Source organism: Roseinatronobacter monicus (assembly GCF_006716865.1).
In the GTDB taxonomy this organism is placed as follows: Bacteria; Pseudomonadota; Alphaproteobacteria; order Rhodobacterales; family Rhodobacteraceae; genus Roseinatronobacter; species Roseinatronobacter monicus.
The window spans coordinates 2,688,411-2,705,981 of record NZ_VFPT01000001.1 but is presented as its reverse complement, the minus strand read 5'-3'; the positions used below and the strand labels follow the sequence as shown (position 1 = coordinate 2,705,981).

Here is a 17,571-nt window from a genome sequence, read left to right as displayed (position 1 = left end):
GGCACACCCTGCGGCACATTGTGCAGCCCTGTCACTTTGGCGTGCAAAATTGTCCATGCACCCGCAACCTTGGGCGGAATACATTTGTCAAACCCGGCAGGGGCGGTAAACTGGGCTGCATTGCCCGATCAGTGATTGTGATGAAATGAAAATACTCTGCCTGTCAAACACGGGTGCGCGTCTATGCGCGGCGGCGCTTGTGGCCAGTCTGGCTGCGGGTTTTGGTGTCAAACTGGCGCAGGGGCAAACGCTGAACCAAGGCTATGCCGCCATGCAGCAGGGCGATTTCTTCACCGCCTTCACCGCCCTGCGCAGGTTGGAGCAAGCAGGCGACCCAGAGGCCAGCCGCCTGCTGCAAGATTTGTTTCTGACCCCGTCCGCGCCCGAGGTCGCACACCCTGTCGCCGCCCCGCGGGCGCGCGCTGTGCCGGCACCGCGACAAGGGGCGGCCCCCAGCCATGCCCCTTTGCGCGCCCCGCGACCTGCAACGCGGCCCATCACCCAAGACGTGTTGCACCGCCAGAGTAAGGGGCTGCCAGACCCGTTGACCGACCAGAGTTACCGCGAGGTGGATGACACGCTGGCCCGCATTGGCCATCTGTTGTTCTTTGACCCGATCCTGTCGGGCAATAAAGATATCGCTTGCGCCACATGCCACCATCCCCGCCTTGCTGCGGGCGATGGGGTTTCGCTGGGTCTGGGCACAGGCGCGCAAGGTTTGGGAGAGGCGCGCACACCCGAAGGGCCACATGCAGCGGTGCGGCGCATTCCGCGCAATGCGCCCGCCCTCTGGAACCTTGGGGCGCGGGATGTGCGGACCCTGTTTCACGATGGCCGGGTTGAGATGCCCCCCGATACCCCCGGCAGGTTTCTGACCCCGCAAGGCCCGCTTGACTACATGGCGCTCGACTCGCTTCTGGCGGCGCAGGCGATGTTTCCTGTGTTGTCACCAGAAGAAATGGCAGGTCGCCCCGGTGATAACCCGATTGCCGACGCCGTTGCGGCAGAGCGTATTCATGGTGATGACGGCGCATGGGCGCTGCTGGCCGCGCGGGTGGATGGGCTGTCAGCCTACCGCGCTGCGTTTGCTGCGTGGCGCGGGCACAGCGCCCCTGTCACGATGGACGAGATTGCGAATGCGCTTGCGGCCTTTATCGAGGTGGAGTTTCGCGCCGATAAGACCCCTTTCGACCAGTATCTGCGCGAGGTTGCGGCCCTGTCGGCGCAAGCTGGCGAAGGGATGCGCCTGTTTTACGGGCGCGCGAATTGTGCATCCTGCCATTCCGGCCCTTTGCTGAGTGACCAGAAATTCCACGCCATGGGCCAGCCCCCGATCGGGCCGGGCAAGGAGCGTGACGCGGATGGCTATACCCGCGATATCGGGCGCGCGGCTGTAACGCTGGACCCGGCGGATGCGTATGCCTTTCGCACACCCATGCTGCGCAATGTGCTGCAAACCGGCCCTTGGGGCCATGCAGGGGCCTTTGCCGACTTGCGCGCCTTTTTGCGCCATCATCTGGACCCGGTCGCAGGGCTTGCTGCCTATCAGCCGCAGGCCGTTCTGCCTGATCTGGGGCAAGATGCGGATGATTACGCCGCCACGCGCGATGCCCACCAGCGCGAATTGATCACATCGGCCGCCGCCCGCGCAATGGCGCAGCGCCCGCTTGTCATCTTGCAAGACGATGAAATTTCGCTGCTGATTTCCTTTCTGGAAACGCTCGACGACCCCGTCGCGCTGCAAGGGCGGTTTGGTGTGCCGGATGCGGTGCCCAGCGGGTTGGATATTCCCGATTAGACCGGGCAAGCATTCAGGTCTGGCAGTGGTCCGGCAGACATGGCAGAACCCTCTGATGAGTGATGATTGCACCCTTCACCTGACCAGTTCCGCGCCAGAGCAAACCGCCGCGATTGCCGCGCGGCTGGCGCGGGGGCTTGTGGCTGGTGATGTGGTTTTGCTGTCCGGTCCTGTGGGTGCAGGCAAAAGCCTGTTTGCCCGTGCGCTGATACAGGCGCGGCTGGCAGAGCTTGGGCGCTATGAAGATGTGCCCTCGCCCAGTTTTACGCTGGTGCAGACGTATGATCTGGACGCGGTCGAGTTGTGGCATGCCGACCTCTACCGCCTGTCAGACCCGTATGATGCGTTGGAACTGGGGTTGGAACAGGCCTTTGATGAAGCGATCTGCCTTGTCGAGTGGCCCGAACGGCTGGGCACATATCGCCCTGCATCGGCGCTGCATCTGACGCTGGAACCCGGCGTTGACCCTGACGCCCGCGCGCTGCACTTCGCGGCCACTGACCCGCGCTGGTCTGATCTGCTGCGCGCGCTTGCAACTGCCCATAGCGGCCCCGCCTGACAGGAGTGGCAATGTTTCAAGATGATCCCCGCCACGCACATCTGTTTGCCTTGCCCGCAGGCGTGGACTTCCCGCGCGCACTTGCCGACGGGTTGCAAGCCCGCCTGACCCCCTTGACCCCTGAGGCCCGCGCGCGCGTCACGCTGCTGGTGAACTCTGCGCGTATGCGGACCCGTGTCCGAGAGGCGTTGGTGGCGCAAGGGCCGGGGCTGTTGCCGCGCATCCGCCTTATCAGCGCACCGCTGTTGTTTGAGGGAGCAAGCCTGTTGCCGCCGCCCATGCCGCCCCTGCGCAGACGGTTGGAACTGGCGCAACTGATCGACAAGTTGCTGCGCAGCGCCCCCGATCTGGCCCCGCGCAGCGCGATCTATGATCTGGCCGACAGCTTGGCGCGGTTATTCGCCGAAATGCAGGCCGAAGGCGTGCCGCCGCAGGTGTTGCGCGATCTGGATGTCAGCCGCCATTCCGGCCATTGGGCACGCAGTCTGGCCTTTATCAATCTGGCCGAACAGGTGGTGCAGGCAGATGCGCCCGATGCCGAAGGGCGTATCCGCGCACAGGCCGAGGCGTTGATTGCCCATTGGCAGACCCATCCGCCCGCAGACCCGGTCATCATCGCAGGCTCAACCGGCTCGCGCGGCACAACCGCGCTGCTGATGCAGGCAGTGGCGAAATTGCCGCAAGGGGCTGTGGTTTTGCCGGGGTTTGATTTCGACATGCCCGCCGCGACATGGGACGATCTGGCCAAAGGGGCCGCCCCCGAGGATCATCCGCAATACCGCTTTCTCAGCCTGTGCAATGCGCTGGACAGCGCGCCAGAACAGGTGCGCCCGTGGCACGATGCCCCCGCCCCTGCGCCCGCGCGCAACCGGCTTGTGTCGCTGGCCCTGCGCCCCGCCCCTGTCACCGATCAATGGATGCAGGACGGACCAAACCTGCAAGGCATTGCCGAAGGGTGTGCGGGCCTGACCCTGATCGAAGCCCCGTCGCCGCGCATGGAAGCGCAGGCCATCGCTTTGCGCCTGCGCCACGCGGCCGAGGCAGGCCAGCGCGCCGCCCTGATTACCCCTGACCGCGACCTGACGCGACAGGTCAGCGCGGCACTGGATTACTGGCGCATCACCCCTGATGACAGCGCAGGCCGCCCGCTGGCCATGTCCGCGCCGGGGCGATTTTTGCGCCATATCGCAGGCATCATGCGCCGCAAGCTGGACGGGCAGGCGCTGTTGACCCTGCTCAAACACCCGCTGACCCATAGCGCGGGCGGGCGGGGCGATCATCTGCTGCACACGCGCGATCTGGAATTGCGCATTCGCCGCAAGGGTGTGGCCTTTCCCGATGCCGATTTCTTGCGCGGCTTTGGTGTCGCGGCCAAATGTGCCGATTGGGCAGAATGGTTGATTGCCACCTTGCCCCCCATGCCCGACCCCGCCGCGCGGCCCTTGGCCGACCATGTCGCCACACATCTGGCTTTGGCCGAAGCGCTGGCAGGGGGCCCGCAAGGGGGCACCGGCGAATTGTGGCGCGCCGCCGCAGGCGAGCAGGCCCACCGCGCGATGGCGGAGTTGTCGCGCGAGGCAGGACATGGCGGCGCGCTTGACCCCGCCGATTATGACGCTTTCCTTACCAGCTATCTGCAAGGGTTCGAGGTGCGCGAACCTGTCAGCGCCCACCCCGGCATCATGATCTGGGGCACGCTGGAGGCGCGCGTGCAAGGCGCGGATCTGGTCATTCTGGCAGGGTTGAATGAGGGGGTCTGGCCGAAAGCGCCCGATCCCGACCCTTGGCTGAACCGCCGGATGCGTGCGGATGCGGGGCTATTGTTGCCCGAACGCCAGATCGGCCTTGCGGCGCATGACTTTCAGCAAGCCATCGCGGCGCGCGAAGTTATCCTTAGCCGCGCCGTGCGCAATTCCGAGGCGCAGACCGTGCCTTCGCGCTGGCTCAACCGGCTGACCAACCTGCTGGACGGGTTGCCAGACGCGGGGAAGCCTGCCTTGCAGCAGATGCGCGCGCGCGGTCAGGCATGGCTGGACATGGCGCAGGGCTTTGACGCCGATTTTCGCACCATCCCGGCGGATATGCGCGCCCCGCGCCCCGCCCCCGCCCCGCCTGTCAGTGCGCGCCCGCGCCAGTTGCCGGTGACAGCCATCAACCGGCTGATCCGTGACCCTTATGAAACCTATGCGAAATATGTGCTTGGCTTGCGCAAGCTGAACCCGCTGCACCCGTCGCCCGATGCCCTGTTGCGCGGCACAGTGTTGCACAAGGTGCTAGAGGATTTCACCCGCGCCGCGCTCGAACATGACCCCTTTGCGCAACTGACACGCATGGCCGAGAACGTTTTGGCGCGCGAGGTGCCTTGGCCGGCCGCGCGCATTCTGTGGCAGGCGCGCATGTCGCGGGCAGCGGCTGCGTTCTTGCAATTCCATCTGGCGCAGCCGGGGCGCGTGCTGATGCTGGAAGAGGGCGGCGCGCTGGTCTTGAATGACCCCGCCTTTACCCTGACCGCCAAGCCCGACCGCATTGATGAATGGCCCGACGGGCGCATCCATATCATCGACTACAAAACCGGACAGGCCCCCACCAAGAAGATGCAGGAACATTTCGACAAGCAGCTTTTGTTGCAGGCGATGATGGCTGATGCTGGCGCGTTTGAGGCGCTGGGCCTGCGCGAGGTCGCCCAGATCACCTATCTGGGTCTCGGCTCCAGCCCCAAGCCGGAAATGACCGAGATCACGCCCGCGATCATCGCCCAAACCCGTGCACAGTTCGAAGACCTGATCCGCGCCTATCTGGAACCGAAAAAGGGGTTTCCCGCGCGGCGCATGTTGCTGCATGAACGCGAGGTGTCGGACTATGACCACCTGTCGCGCTTTGGCGAATGGGTGATGCAGGACGCGCCTGTTGTCGTGCCTGTGGGGGATGAAGATGCAGTTTGACGAAGCAACCCTTGCGCAGAACCGCGCCTCCAGTCCGTTGGATTCGACTTGGTTGTCGGCCAATGCGGGCTCCGGCAAGACCAAGGTTTTGACCGACCGCGTGGCGCGCCTGCTGCTGCGCGGGGTAGAGCCGCAGCGCATTTTGTGCCTGACCTACACCAAGGCCGCCGCGTCCGAGATGCAAAACCGCCTGTTCGGCCTGTTGGGCAAATGGGCCATGCTGCCTGAGGGGGATTTGCGCGCCGCCCTTGCCCGCATTAACGAAGAACCGGGCGACAGTCTGGCCGATGCCCGCCGCCTGTTCGCCCGCGCGATCGAAGCGCCGGGCGGGCTGAAAATCCAGACCATCCATTCCTTCTGCGCAGCACTTTTGCGCCGCTTTCCGCTGGAAGCGGGGCTGTCGCCGGCCTTTACCGAAATGGACGACCGCTCTGCCCATGCGCTGCGTTCGGATGTGCTGGACGCGCTGGCCGAAGGGCCGGGGCAGGCCGCGTTAGGCGGTCTGGCAGCTGTGTTCACCGGCGCGGAACTGGATGATCTGCTGCGCGAAATATGCAGCCATCCACGCAGCTTTGACGGCGACGTGCCGGAAGCCGCGTTGCGCGCAGCACTTGATCTGCCGCCCGCCTATGACGAGAGCCAGCTTCTGGCCGAGGTGTGTCTGGGCAGTGAAGCGGCGCTGATGGATGAGGTTCTGCCCTATCTGGATATGGGCAGCACAAACGACACCAAGGCCGCCGCCAAGTTGCGCCAGATCGCCTTTGGCAGTCCCGATCTGGCCACCCTGACTGCGCTGGAAGGGGTTTTTCTGACGGGGGCGGGCGCGAAAGAGCCCTTCACCGCCAAGATCGGCAGTTTCCCCACCAAAGCCACGCAAAAGGCCTTGGGCGCGCTGATTGATCCGCTAAACCAGTTGATGGCGCGGGTTGAAGGGGCGCGTACCCGCCGCCTTGGGCTGGTGGCCTATACGCGCGCCATCGCGCTGCACCGCTTTGCGCGCGCCTTTCTGCCCGCCTATGCGCAGGCCAAAGCGGCGCGCGCATGGCTGGATTTTGACGATCTGATTGCCCGCGCGGGCCAGTTGCTGACCGATCCATCGGTGGCGCAATGGGTGCTGTTCAAACTCGATGGCGGGGTTGATCATATTCTGGTGGATGAAGCGCAAGACACCTCGCCCGGTCAATGGCATGTGGTTGAACAACTGGCGCAGGAATTCACCGCAGGCATCGGCGCACGTGACGCCAGCCGGACCTTGTTCGTGGTGGGCGACAAGAAACAGTCGATCTATTCCTTTCAAGGGGCCGATCTGGCCGTGTTTGACCAGATGCAGGCGCAATTCCGCGAAAAGCTGGCCCATGTCGATTTGCGCTTGAATGAGGCGCTTCTGGCGCATTCCTTTCGCTCGTCCGATGCGATTTTGCGCACCGTCGATGCCACATTCCACCCGCCGCGTGATACAGGGCTGGGCGGCCCGCCGCAGCATATTGCCTTCAACGCCAGCCAGCCCGGACGGGTTGATCTGTGGCCGGTGATCGCGCGGCCCGATGCGCCAGAAAAGCCTGACTGGTTCGACCCGGTCGATGTGCTGCCCGAAGAACACCACCACCGCCAACTGGCCCGCAAGATCGCGGTTGAGTTGCGCACCATGATTGATGCGCGCATAGCCGTGCCGGAAAAAGGCGGCGCGCGGCCCCTCTCGGAAGGGGATGTGCTGATCCTTGTGCGCCGCCGCAACGCGCTGTTCCACGAGATTATTGCCGCGTGCAAGGCCGAAGGGCTGGAAATTGCGGGCGCTGACCGGTTGCGGCTGGGCGGCGAGATGGCCGTGCGCGACCTGACCGCATTTCTGGCCTTTCTCGCCACCCCGGAAGATGACCTGTCGCTCGCCGCCTGCCTGCGCGCCCCCCTGCTGGGCTGGTCCGAGGATGCGCTGTTCCGGCTGGCGCAGGGGCGCGGGGGCGCGCATTTGTGGACCAAACTGCGCGAAAGCGGCGATGCCGCAACACTGGACGTGCTCAATGACATGCGCAGCCAGACAGATTTCCTGCGCCCCTATGACCTGATCGAGCGCTTGCTGACCCGCCATGAAGGCCGCCGCCGCCTGATCGCGCGTCTGGGGAATGAGGCAGAGGACGGAATCGACGCCTTTTTGGCGCAGGCATTGGCCTATGAACGCCTCGAGGTTCCCAGCCTGACCGGCTTTCTTGCATGGCTGGATCATGGCGATGTGCAGATCAAACGCGAGCTGGACGCCGCAGGCGGGCGGTTGCGGGTGATGACTGTGCATGGTGCCAAGGGGCTGGAAGCACCCGTGGTCATTCTGCCCGACACCGCCGATTATTCCGCAACCGAACGGCGACAGTTTTACGATCTTGGCGGGGCATTGGGCTGGCGCGGCAGCAAGGATGACACGCCGCCCAGCTTGCAAGCCGCCATTGACGCGGCCGCCGATTTGCGCGCGCAGGAAGATGCGCGCCTGCTCTATGTCGCGATGACGCGGGCGGAAAGCTGGCTGATTGTGGCGGGGGCGGGCACTGTGAAAGCGCCCGAATGCTGGTACAATCGCATTGCCGACGGGCTGGGCCATGTCGGCGCTGTCGCGTGTGACTTTCCGACAGGGACAGGCCTGCGCCATCAGCATCTGGACTGGCCGCTTGCTGCGGACCACGCAAAAGACCAGCAATCCGCATCGCGTGACGCGGTGCCAGCACTGCTATGGGACCGCGCAGCGCCCCCCGCACCCGGCCCGCGCGTGCTGTCGCCGTCGAACCTTGGCGGTGCCAAAGCCTTGTCGGGCGAGGCGGGTGAGGTCAGCGAACTGGCCCTTGCACGCGGCGCGCAACTGCATGTGTTGCTGGAACATCTGCCGCTCTGGCCGCGCGACCGGTGGGAGCAGGCCGCGCGCGATCTTCTTGCCAACACAGAAGAGGGGGTGCCAGCCGATCTGGCCGATCTGATGCTCGAAGTTGCAAATGTGCTGGACACCCCCGCCAATGCGCCGCTTTTTGCGCCCGGAACACTGGCAGAGGTTGAAATAACCGCAGAACTGGCGGGCCAACTCCTGTTTGGCATCATTGACCGGATGGTGGTGAATGACGGGCATGTGCTGGCGGTTGATTACAAATCCAACCGGCTTGTGCCGGACCGCGCGCAGGATGTCCCCGAGGGGCTGTTGCGCCAGATGGGCGCGTATCGGCAGGCCTTGGCGCAGGTTTTTGCCGGCCGCGAGATCCGCGTGGCGCTGCTCTGGACCACGACGGGAGAGGTGATGGACCTGCCCGCCCCCCTCACCGATGCCGCCCTTGCGCGGGCAGCGCTTGAATCCGCTGCGCGCGAGGCATAGTTAGACCATGAACCCAAACCCAGATTGGAGAGGCCGATGCCCACAATAGCTGTTACCGATGCCACCTTTGATGCCGAAGTGCGCCAGTCCGACATTCCCGTCGTGGTGGATTTCTGGGCCGAATGGTGCGGCCCCTGCAAGCAGATCGGCCCGGCACTGGAAGAACTCGCCGCCGAATTTGACGGCCGCATCAAGATCGCCAAGGTGAATGTGGACGAAAACCCCAACACCGCCGCCTCGATGGGCATTCGCGGCATTCCGGCGCTGTTTTTGTTCAAGGACGGGCAGGTTGTGTCGAACAAGACAGGCGCTGCCCCCAAATCCGCACTGCAAAGCTGGATCGAAGGCGCAGTGTAAGCCTGACAGGGCGCGGCCCCGGTCGCGCCCAAATCCCCAGTGGGGGTGCATGCTGAAAGATGCGCCTCCGGCGGGAGTATTTCTGGCAAGAAAATGAGGGCGCGATGAGCGAATTTCCCGGATGGCACGGCACAACCATCATTGCTGTGCGCCGTGGCGGCGAAGTTGTGGTGGCAGGGGACGGGCAGGTCAGTCTGGGCCAGACTGTCATCAAAGGGTCTGCGCGCAAGGTGCGCAGGCTGTCGCCCGGCGGATCTGATGTTGTCGCAGGCTTTGCAGGCTCGACCGCCGATGCGTTCACGCTGCTGGAGCGGCTGGAAGCGAAGCTGGAATCCACCCCCGGCCAGTTGGCGCGGGCCAGCGTTGAGTTGGCGAAAGACTGGCGCACCGACAAATATCTGCAAAAGCTGGAAGCGATGCTGATTGTCAGCGACGGGCGCGACATGTTCGTGATCACCGGCGCAGGCGATGTGCTGGAACCGGAACATGATGTCGCAGCCATTGGATCGGGCGGGAATTTCGCGCTGGCCGCCGCACGCGGCTTGATGGAAACAGAGTTTTCTGCCGAGGATGTGGCGCGGCGCGCAATGGCGATTGCGGCGGATATCTGTGTCTACACCAATGGCAACCTGACAGTGGAGAAGATCAGCGCATGACCGACCTGACCCCGCGCGAGATAGTCTCGGAGCTTGACCGTTTCATCATCGGCCAGAAGGACGCCAAGCGCGCCGTGGCGGTGGCCCTGCGCAACCGTTGGCGGCGCAAGCAATTGCCTGCCGATTTGCAGGAAGAGGTTTACCCAAAGAACATCCTGATGATCGGCCCCACAGGTGTGGGCAAGACCGAAATCAGCCGCCGTCTGGCAAAGCTGGCGCGCGCGCCGTTTCTGAAGGTTGAGGCCACGAAATTCACTGAAGTGGGCTATGTCGGCCGCGATGTCGAGCAGATCATCCGCGATCTGGTGGACAGCTCCATCGTGATGACCCGCGCGCAGATGCGCGAGGATGTGAAAGCCCGCGCGCTACAAGCCGCCGAAGACCGAGTGATTGCGGCCATCGCAGGCGAGGGCGCGCGCGAAGGCACGCGCGAGATGTTCCGCCGCAAGCTGCTGGCGGGCGAGTTGGACGATACGGTGATCGAGATCGAGATTGCAGATACCTCCAACCCGATGGGGGCCATGTTCGACATGCCCGGCCAGCAGGGCGGGCAGATGATGAATCTGGGCGAGTTATTCGGCAAGGCGATGGGCGGGCGCACCATGCGCAAGAAGGTCACCGTGCAGGAAAGCCATGATCTGCTGGTGGCCGAGGAAGCTGACAAGCTGCTGGATGATGAGGCCGTCAAGGCTGCCGCCCTAGAGGCGGTCGAGCAAAACGGCATCGTCTTTCTGGACGAGATCGACAAGGTCTGTGCCCGGTCCGAAATGCGGGGCGGGGATGTCAGCCGCGAAGGGGTGCAGCGCGATCTGCTGCCGCTGATCGAGGGCACGACCGTCAGCACCAAACATGGGCCGGTCAAGACCGATCATATTCTGTTCATCGCAAGCGGTGCCTTTCATATTGCCAAACCTTCGGACCTTTTGCCCGAATTGCAGGGCCGTTTGCCCATTCGCGTGGAATTGCGCGCCCTGACCGAGGGGGATTTCGTGCGCATCCTGACCGAGACGGACAACGCACTGACACGCCAATACACGGCCCTGCTGGGGACCGAGGGGCTGGAGGTCAGCTTTACCGAAGACGGAATCGCCGCCCTCGCCAAGATCGCCGCCGATGTGAACCAGTCGGTCGAGAACATTGGCGCGCGCAGGCTTTATACCGTGATGGAGCGCGTGTTCGAGGAATTGTCGTTTCATGCGCCAGACCGAAGCGGCGAGACGGTTGTCGTCGATGCAGATTATGTCGAGACGAACTTGGGCGATCTGTCACGATCTGCTGACCTGAGCCGCTACGTGTTGTAACCAAGCGACTGGACTGGACGCGCGCCGATCTTTTCTTATATAACTGGTCAGGTATAGCGGGAACCTAAGCCCCGCGCCCATTTATGCGGAAGGGGTGCGCATGAGCACTGAACAAAACGAAGGCGATCTGCTGATCAAGCCCTCCAGCACGGAGCACCCGCTGTACGAGCCGCTGGTCGAGGCGTGCAAGACTGTCTATGACCCTGAAATCCCGGTGAATATCTATGATCTGGGCCTGATCTACACGATCACCGTGGAAGATGAGGGCAAGGTCAATGTCATCATGACGCTGACAGCCCCTGGCTGCCCTGTCGCGGGCGAAATGCCGGGCTGGGTGTCGGATGCCATGAGTGCGGTGCCCGGTGTGCAATCGGTGGATGTTGAAATGACCTTTGACCCGCAATGGGGCATGGACATGATGTCGGACGAAGCACGGCTGGAACTGGGGTTCATGTAATGGATGGCCGCGTGTCGGAGCGCGACAAGATGCTTGCAGGCGCGCCCTATGATCCGGGCGCGGCTGAACTGGTCACGATCCGGCGCCGCGCACAGCGTCTGATGCGGGCCTATAACCAGACGATTGACGGCGAGGATGTGCGCGCAGAGTTGATGCGCGAGTTGTTGGGCACATGGAATGACGCCATCATCCGCGCCCCCTTTCATGTCGATTATGGCAAGCATATTCATTTCGACGCGGGCTGTTTTGTGAATTTCAACTGCGTGATCCTCGATGTTTGCGAGGTGCGCATCGGTGCACGCACCCAGATCGGACCGAATGTGCAGATCCTGACTGCGGATCATCCGCGCGACCCGGCCCGCCGCGCATTGGGCGAAGAGTGGGGGCGCGCGATCACCATTGGCGCAGATGTCTGGATCGGTGGTGGTGCGATCATACTACCCGGTGTCACCATCGGTGACGGCGCGATCATTGCGGCGGGGGCGGTTGTCACCCGCGATGTGGGCGTAGGCGCAACAGTTGCGGGCACCCCTGCGCGCATGTTGCCAAAGACTGACGGACAAGGATAAGATAATGTTTGGAATACCCGGAAAATCCCCTGTGACACTGACGCCGGCTGCCGTGCGCCAGATCCGCCGCCTGATGGAGCGCGAGGGCGCGAAGGGATTACGCGTGGGTGTCAAGAAAGGCGGCTGTGCGGGCATGGAATACACCATGGAGACCGCGCAGGAGGTGCAGGAGCATGAAGAACTGGTGGTGCAGGACGATGCCTGCGTCATCATCGCGCCAATGGCGCAGATGTTCCTGTTCGGCACCGAAATTGATTATGAAATGGGATTGATCGAAAGTGCCTTCAAATTCCGCAACCCGAACGTGACCGAAGCCTGCGGATGCGGCGAATCCATCAAGTTTGATGATGTCGAGACATTGACGGCCCGTATGGGCCAGGCCAAGGCAACCGGCTGATTGCATCGCGCGCGCAGGGCGCGTATCTCTGGTTAAAAAGGAGATATTGCCATGTCGCATGCTTGCAAACTCGCTACCGGAAACTGGAAAATGAACGGTCTGCGCGCCGATCTTGATGAAGCGCGCGCCTTGGCAGCCGGTTTTCCTGACGCCAAATGCGGTATCCTTCTGTGTCCCCCGGCCACGCTCGTATGCGCTATGGCCGACGCGCTAAGCGGCAGTGCCGTGATGGTTGGCGGGCAGGACTGCCATGCGCAGACCACAGGCGCACATACAGGCGACATTTCTGCGCAAATGCTGGCCGATGCAGGCGCGCGACAAGTTATTCTGGGCCATTCCGAACGCCGCGCCGACCATGCCGAGACGTCAGCGCAGGTGGCCGCGAAGGCCGCCGCCGCCCACGCAGCAGGGCTTGTCGCCATCATCTGCATAGGCGAGACTGAATCCCAGCGCGACGCGGGCCAGACGCTGGATGTGGTGCTCAGCCAACTGGCGCAATCCCTGCCCGACGAGGCCACCTCGGCCAATACCGTTATTGCGTATGAGCCTGTCTGGGCCATTGGCACAGGGCGCACGCCGACGCTGGAACAGATCACCGAAGTGCATGATGCCTTGCGCGCGAACCTGCCGGATCAGGCGATCTCGTTGCTCTATGGGGGGTCGGTCAAGCCCGGCAATGCCGCCGAGATATTCGCCATTGCCAATGTCGATGGTGCGCTGGTTGGCGGGGCATCGCTGAAAGCGGTGGATTTCGGCGCGATCATCGCCGCGTTGGAGGCGGCCTGACCCTAGACCCGGTAGCGCAGGCTTGGGGTGACGATGGCCGCAAACAGTACACCGGCCACAAAGCCACCAAGATGCGCTTCCCATGCCAGCAGACCGGACAAAGCCAGCCATAAGACAAGGTTCAGCAACACCAGCCCCAGCATGAATTGCCACAGGGGCCGCATGGGGCTGCCAAGATGCTGGCGCATCTGCCATTCCCAGAACTTCCAAGCGCCGATCAACCCAAAGACCGCACCGGACGCGCCCACCATTGGCGTCTCGCTGTTTGACAGCAAGGCAAACCCGACGCCGCCACCGATGGCCGAGATGGCGTAAAGCAGGATAAACCCTTTTTGCCCGATCCGCGCCACGGCAATGCCGCCAAGGGCCAGCACCGCCACCATATTGCCGATCAGATGCAACAATCCGCCATGCAGCAGGGCATAAGTGACAAACATAGCCTCGCGCTGGAACGGATACATAGGCTCCCAGCCTGCCAACAGCCCGTTCCAGAACGCGCCGTGCAACAGGAATGTGCGCCGCAACGCCAGCCCGCCCAAACCCGCCGCTTCGGCCAGCGTCAGCACAACCTCTGCAAGGCATGTCAGCCCAACGACCCAGATGACGGCCCGCGCGTTGGCGTGTGTTGGCAAGGTAATATGTCGTGGCCCCATGAATGCGGCTTTGACACTCTCGTCAACCTGATGCAAGTGCTTCGGGCTTGCTGGAGTGCTGCTCTTGCGGCGTGAGACAAGTTTCATAAGGGGGCAATCCGTCCTTTGAATGGTCTTTGCCGGCGTGACTTCAGCCGCATACAGTCGGGTGTCGCTCTCAATCGCAAAAAGTCTGGCGAATAAAAGCTTCGATAAATTTACATAAAAACCATGATGAAAATAGATGGCAGCATCTTTATGGACCATGTCAAACCATTGCCGCTTTCCTGACAATTTTTCCCAGTTTTTGTCCTGCGTTTGGAAACAATGCACGGCGCGGCATGTTTTGTTTCCAACGTGCGCAGTAAAGGCGTGACTGTCACGCACAGTCACGCCCCATTTGCACCGCGCCGCGCGAATCGGTGTTTTAGCCAGTCAGCGTCAAATGCGGCGCGGGCTCACCAATGTCCGGTGCTCTCCATACTTGCCCAAGGCTCTTGCGGGGGAAGGGCATCACCGGCTTGCAGCAGCTCGATCGAGATATTGTCAGGCGAGCGCACAAAGGCCATACGCCCGTCCCGCGGGGGCCGGTTGATGGTGACGCCTGCGGCCTGCAATTCCGCACATTTCGCGTAAATGTCATCGACAGCATAGGCCAGATGCCCGAAATGGCGGCTGTCAGATGGCAGTCCATCATCACCGTCCCAGTTATAGGTCAACTCAACCGGGCATTCCGGCTGGTCTGGCGGGGCCATGAACACCAGCGTGAACCGGCCCGCCTTGGACTCGTTGCGGCGTATCTCGGTCAGGCCGAGCAGTTTGTAGAATGCGATCGAGGTGTCCAGATCCTTGACCCGAACCATTGTGTGCAGATAGCGCATGTTCAATCTCCCTTTTCACATGAAGATAACAGTCCCCCCGCGCGGTGCAATGGGGGTTTCAGAATCAATCCTATCCAGCTTATGCTGCGCCCCACTTCATCTGGTAGGTTAAGGGCGCAATGAAACAGTATCTGGACGGATTGCAGCATATTCTGGATCACGGAGTGCCGTCAGATGACCGCACCGGCACCGGCACCCTGTCGGTGTTCGGGATGCAGATGCGCTATGATCTGGCCGACGGGTTCCCGCTTGTCACCACCAAACGCGTGCATCTGAAATCCATCATCCATGAATTGCTGTGGTTTCTGTCGGGTGACACGAATATCCGGTATCTACAGGAAAATGGCGTCTCGATCTGGAACGAATGGGCCGATGCAGAGGGCGATCTTGGTCCGGTTTACGGGCGTCAGTGGCGCGATTTCGGCGGTGTTGACCAGATTTCCGAACTCCTGCGCCAGATCACTGACAGCCCCGACAGCCGCCGCATGATCGTGTCGGCATGGAACCCGCCCGATGTGCCCGATATGGCGCTGCCGCCCTGTCACACCTTGTGGCAAGTGCGCGTGTTGGGCGGCAAGCTGCATCTGCAACTCTATCAGCGGTCTGCCGATATGTTCCTCGGGGTGCCTTTTAACATCGCCTCTTATGCGCTGCTGCAACTGATGCTGGCCAAGGTGACAGGGCTGGTGCCGGGCACATTCGTGCACACGTTGGGCGATGCGCATATCTATTCCAACCACATGGATCAGGTCCGCACCCAACTTGCCCGCGCCCCCATGCCGCTGCCGCACATGCAGATCCTGCGCGATGTCGATAGCATTTTCGATTTCCGGTTTGAGGATTTCCGCATCGACGGCTACGATCCGCATCCCGCGATAAAAGCCCCGGTCGCGGTATAGCGCCATGATAACAGTGATTGTGGCGCGCGCGCGCAATGGCGCTATTGGCATGAACAACACCATTCCGTGGCACGCCCCCGAAGATCTGGCCTTTTTCCAGCGCGAAACCCTTGGCGGTGCCATCATCATGGGGCGCAACACATGGGACAGCCTGCCCAAACGGCCATTGCCGCGCCGGTTGAACATTGTAGTGACCTCGCGCCCTGCAGATGACGGCACCGACGCGCTGTTCCTGCCGCTGGAGGGGGCGGTCGCACAAGCGCGTGCAACAGGGTATCTGCGCCATTATGCGATTGGCGGCGCAGGCATATACCGCGCTTTTCTGCCATTGGCGCACAGGCTTCTGATTACCGAGGTTGATCTGGACGTGCCCGGTGCCGATACGTTCTTTCCCGAATTTGACCCCGCCCAGTGGCACCTGAACACCCGCCTGCCTGTTCGGGACGCGGGCCCCCGCTGTGTCATTCACGAATTTCTGCGCAAGTAAGCGCCAAGTGATTGCAGCCATGCGTCTGAATGCATAAATCCAGTTCAGACACTATGAAAGGACAGACACCATGCAGATTCAGGTCAACACCGACAACACCATCGCGGGGCGCGAAGACGTCGTACGCTTCGTCGAAACCGTGCTGGAGTCGAAGCTCGGTGCCGTCTCTGGGCCGATCACGCGGATCGAAGTGCATCTGCAAGACCAGAATGCAGAAAAGAGCGGCCCTGATGACAAGCGCTGCATGGTCGAAGCCCGCCTTGAAGGGCGTCAGCCCGTCACCGCCACGGCCACGGCCGACACGATCCAGTCCGCAGTGACCGCTGCCGTTGACAAGATGCGCAACATTCTGGACCGCGAGCTGGGCAAACAGCGCGCGCGGCGCTAAGCCATCGGTTGAAACGCGAGGCTTTGTTGCTGTTGCGCAACACAGCCTCGCCACCGGAAAATCACAGGTATCTTGTAGTTGGCCTATTTATGCGACCTATATGTGGTAATGATGTTTAAGGCACACTATAGGAGCGTGTGATGGCTCACAGATGGGTCGCGGTAGGGTTGTGAGCCATTCTTGCCCCCGTACTCTCTTCGCCGCACCCTCCTAAGAAGATTGCTTAATCTTGAGACGATATGTATTATCGTTCGTGTAGAAATACGATTTTTGGACATAAAATAAAGCTGTGATCCACCGCAAAGAGTGGGCTCGGAACAGAGGCAGAGGCAAGGAACAGGCGTGGTCTTCAGACCATAGCTGACCAAGGGCGCGCGTGTGGGCTTGGCCCAGTCGCGCAGCGTCAACAGGTCTGCATCCTGTCGGACAGGTCATGATAGAAAACAATACGTTTGCGAAATCGGATTCAACGGTAACGCGGCACAAACACACAGCGCGTGGTATTGCAGCGGCAGGGGCATTGCTTCTGACCGTCACTGCATTCTCTGGATGTCAGATGACATCATCAGGCAGCAATTCCAGCCCGACAGAACTGGCCGAGGCGCTGAACGAATATCGCATCGTTCCGCCATCGCGTGCCTATATCAATGTCCCCACAGCGATGCTTGTCATGGAACGTGATCTTGGCACAGCGACCGAGCAGCGCGTCACCTTGCCAAATACGACGTCCTTTGCCGGAGAGAACACAATACTGCTGCGCGCCCAAACAACGCGCAGCGCAAGCGGCACGCGTCTGGTGCTCAGAGATGTGCTGGCGCAATTTGGCGGCACACCCAGCCCTTTTTCCAATATCACCGACAGCGCGCTGACTGCACGGTCCGATCAGTATGGCGACATCACATATACTGTCGCGCGTCCGGGCGGCGATATCACCTGTGTCCTTGCTTTCAGGCGCGCTCAAACGGGCGGGCGCGCATTGCCGCGCGGGGCGTCCGCGCTCGACCTGATGATGCGCAACTGCGTTTCCGGGTCAGTTGATACGGCATTGGCACCTTTGGGGCCAACGGCCTTCGGGCTTGGACTGCCAAGGGTGGGTGGTTAATCAAATGGTAGGTTTTG

At 62.1% G+C, this 17,571-nt stretch carries 17 protein-coding genes; 15 read left to right on the top strand and 2 right to left on the bottom strand.

Annotation, left to right across the window (positions count from 1 at the left end; translation table 11 throughout):
- Positions 1–145: 145 nt before the first annotated feature.
- From BD293_RS12885 to tpiA, 11 genes are all read left to right on the top strand, one after another.
- A complete protein-coding gene (locus tag BD293_RS12885) occupies positions 146–1,798 on the top strand; it encodes a cytochrome-c peroxidase (protein WP_246086293.1) in 1,653 nt (550 codons plus the stop codon).
- A gap of 55 nt (positions 1,799–1,853) precedes the next feature.
- Positions 1,854–2,357, top strand: a complete 504-nt coding sequence (gene tsaE, locus BD293_RS12880; protein ID WP_142082363.1) for a tRNA (adenosine(37)-N6)-threonylcarbamoyltransferase complex ATPase subunit type 1 TsaE — start codon at positions 1,854–1,856, stop codon at positions 2,355–2,357.
- A gap of 11 nt (positions 2,358–2,368) precedes the next feature.
- Complete coding sequence (gene addB / locus BD293_RS12875; RefSeq protein ID WP_142082360.1) at positions 2,369–5,299, top strand: double-strand break repair protein AddB; 2,931 nt, start codon at positions 2,369–2,371, stop codon at positions 5,297–5,299.
- On the top strand, positions 5,283–8,642 hold the full coding sequence (gene addA, locus BD293_RS12870; RefSeq protein WP_425467931.1) for a double-strand break repair helicase AddA: 3,360 nt from the start codon (positions 5,283–5,285) through the stop codon (positions 8,640–8,642). Before addB ends, addA begins: the two co-directional genes overlap by 17 nt.
- 36 nt (positions 8,643–8,678) lie before the next feature.
- Positions 8,679–8,999 carry a thioredoxin gene (gene trxA, locus BD293_RS12865; RefSeq protein ID WP_142082353.1) on the top strand — a complete coding sequence of 107 codons (321 nt, stop codon included), beginning with the start codon at positions 8,679–8,681 and terminating at the stop codon, positions 8,997–8,999.
- A 104-nt stretch (positions 9,000–9,103) separates the two neighbouring features.
- Positions 9,104–9,655, top strand: a complete 552-nt coding sequence (hslV, locus tag BD293_RS12860; RefSeq protein WP_142082349.1) for an ATP-dependent protease subunit HslV — start codon at positions 9,104–9,106, stop codon at positions 9,653–9,655.
- Positions 9,652–10,956, top strand: a complete 1,305-nt coding sequence (hslU, locus tag BD293_RS12855; RefSeq protein ID WP_142082346.1) for an ATP-dependent protease ATPase subunit HslU — start codon at positions 9,652–9,654, stop codon at positions 10,954–10,956. The genes hslV and hslU overlap by 4 nt, the downstream gene beginning before the upstream one ends.
- 100 nt (positions 10,957–11,056) lie before the next feature.
- The gene (locus tag BD293_RS12850) at positions 11,057–11,413 is read left to right on the top strand and encodes an SUF system Fe-S cluster assembly protein (RefSeq protein WP_142082342.1); all 357 of its coding nucleotides are present in this window, start codon (positions 11,057–11,059) and stop codon (positions 11,411–11,413) included.
- A 29-nt stretch (positions 11,414–11,442) separates the two neighbouring features.
- Positions 11,443–11,982, top strand: coding sequence for a sugar O-acetyltransferase (locus BD293_RS12845; RefSeq protein WP_142084564.1), 540 nt, complete (start codon positions 11,443–11,445; stop codon positions 11,980–11,982).
- Between the two features lie 4 nt (positions 11,983–11,986).
- Complete coding sequence (locus tag BD293_RS12840) at positions 11,987–12,379, top strand: HesB/IscA family protein (RefSeq protein WP_142082338.1); 393 nt, start codon at positions 11,987–11,989, stop codon at positions 12,377–12,379.
- 51 nt (positions 12,380–12,430) lie between these two features.
- Positions 12,431–13,165 carry a triose-phosphate isomerase gene (gene tpiA, locus BD293_RS12835; RefSeq protein WP_142082335.1) on the top strand — a complete coding sequence of 245 codons (735 nt, stop codon included), beginning with the start codon at positions 12,431–12,433 and terminating at the stop codon, positions 13,163–13,165.
- A 2-nt stretch (positions 13,166–13,167) separates the two neighbouring features.
- On the opposite strand, the gene BD293_RS12830 is transcribed toward tpiA, so the two are convergent.
- On the bottom strand, positions 13,168–13,905 hold the full coding sequence (locus tag BD293_RS12830) for a rhomboid family intramembrane serine protease (protein ID WP_170207133.1): 738 nt from the start codon (positions 13,903–13,905) through the stop codon (positions 13,168–13,170).
- Between the two features lie 350 nt (positions 13,906–14,255).
- Positions 14,256–14,684: a VOC family protein gene (locus BD293_RS12825; protein ID WP_142082330.1), complete on the bottom strand. Its 429-nt coding sequence runs from the start codon at positions 14,682–14,684 to the stop codon at positions 14,256–14,258.
- A 113-nt stretch (positions 14,685–14,797) separates the two neighbouring features.
- Here BD293_RS12825 and BD293_RS12820 point away from each other — a divergent pair, with 113 nt between their 5' ends.
- The 4 genes from BD293_RS12820 to BD293_RS12805 all read left to right on the top strand — a co-directional run bounded on the left by BD293_RS12820 (position 14,798) and on the right by BD293_RS12805 (position 17,554).
- Positions 14,798–15,577 (top strand): thymidylate synthase, encoded by a 780-nt coding sequence (locus BD293_RS12820; protein ID WP_142082328.1) that lies wholly within the window; start codon positions 14,798–14,800, stop codon positions 15,575–15,577.
- A gap of 4 nt (positions 15,578–15,581) precedes the next feature.
- Positions 15,582–16,064 (top strand): dihydrofolate reductase, encoded by a 483-nt coding sequence (locus BD293_RS12815; RefSeq protein ID WP_142082324.1) that lies wholly within the window; start codon positions 15,582–15,584, stop codon positions 16,062–16,064.
- Between the two features lie 70 nt (positions 16,065–16,134).
- Positions 16,135–16,452: an HPF/RaiA family ribosome-associated protein gene (locus BD293_RS12810; RefSeq protein WP_142082322.1), complete on the top strand. Its 318-nt coding sequence runs from the start codon at positions 16,135–16,137 to the stop codon at positions 16,450–16,452.
- A 556-nt stretch (positions 16,453–17,008) separates the two neighbouring features.
- On the top strand, positions 17,009–17,554 hold the full coding sequence (locus tag BD293_RS12805) for a hypothetical protein (protein ID WP_142082319.1): 546 nt from the start codon (positions 17,009–17,011) through the stop codon (positions 17,552–17,554).
- Positions 17,555–17,571 lie beyond the last annotated feature (17 nt).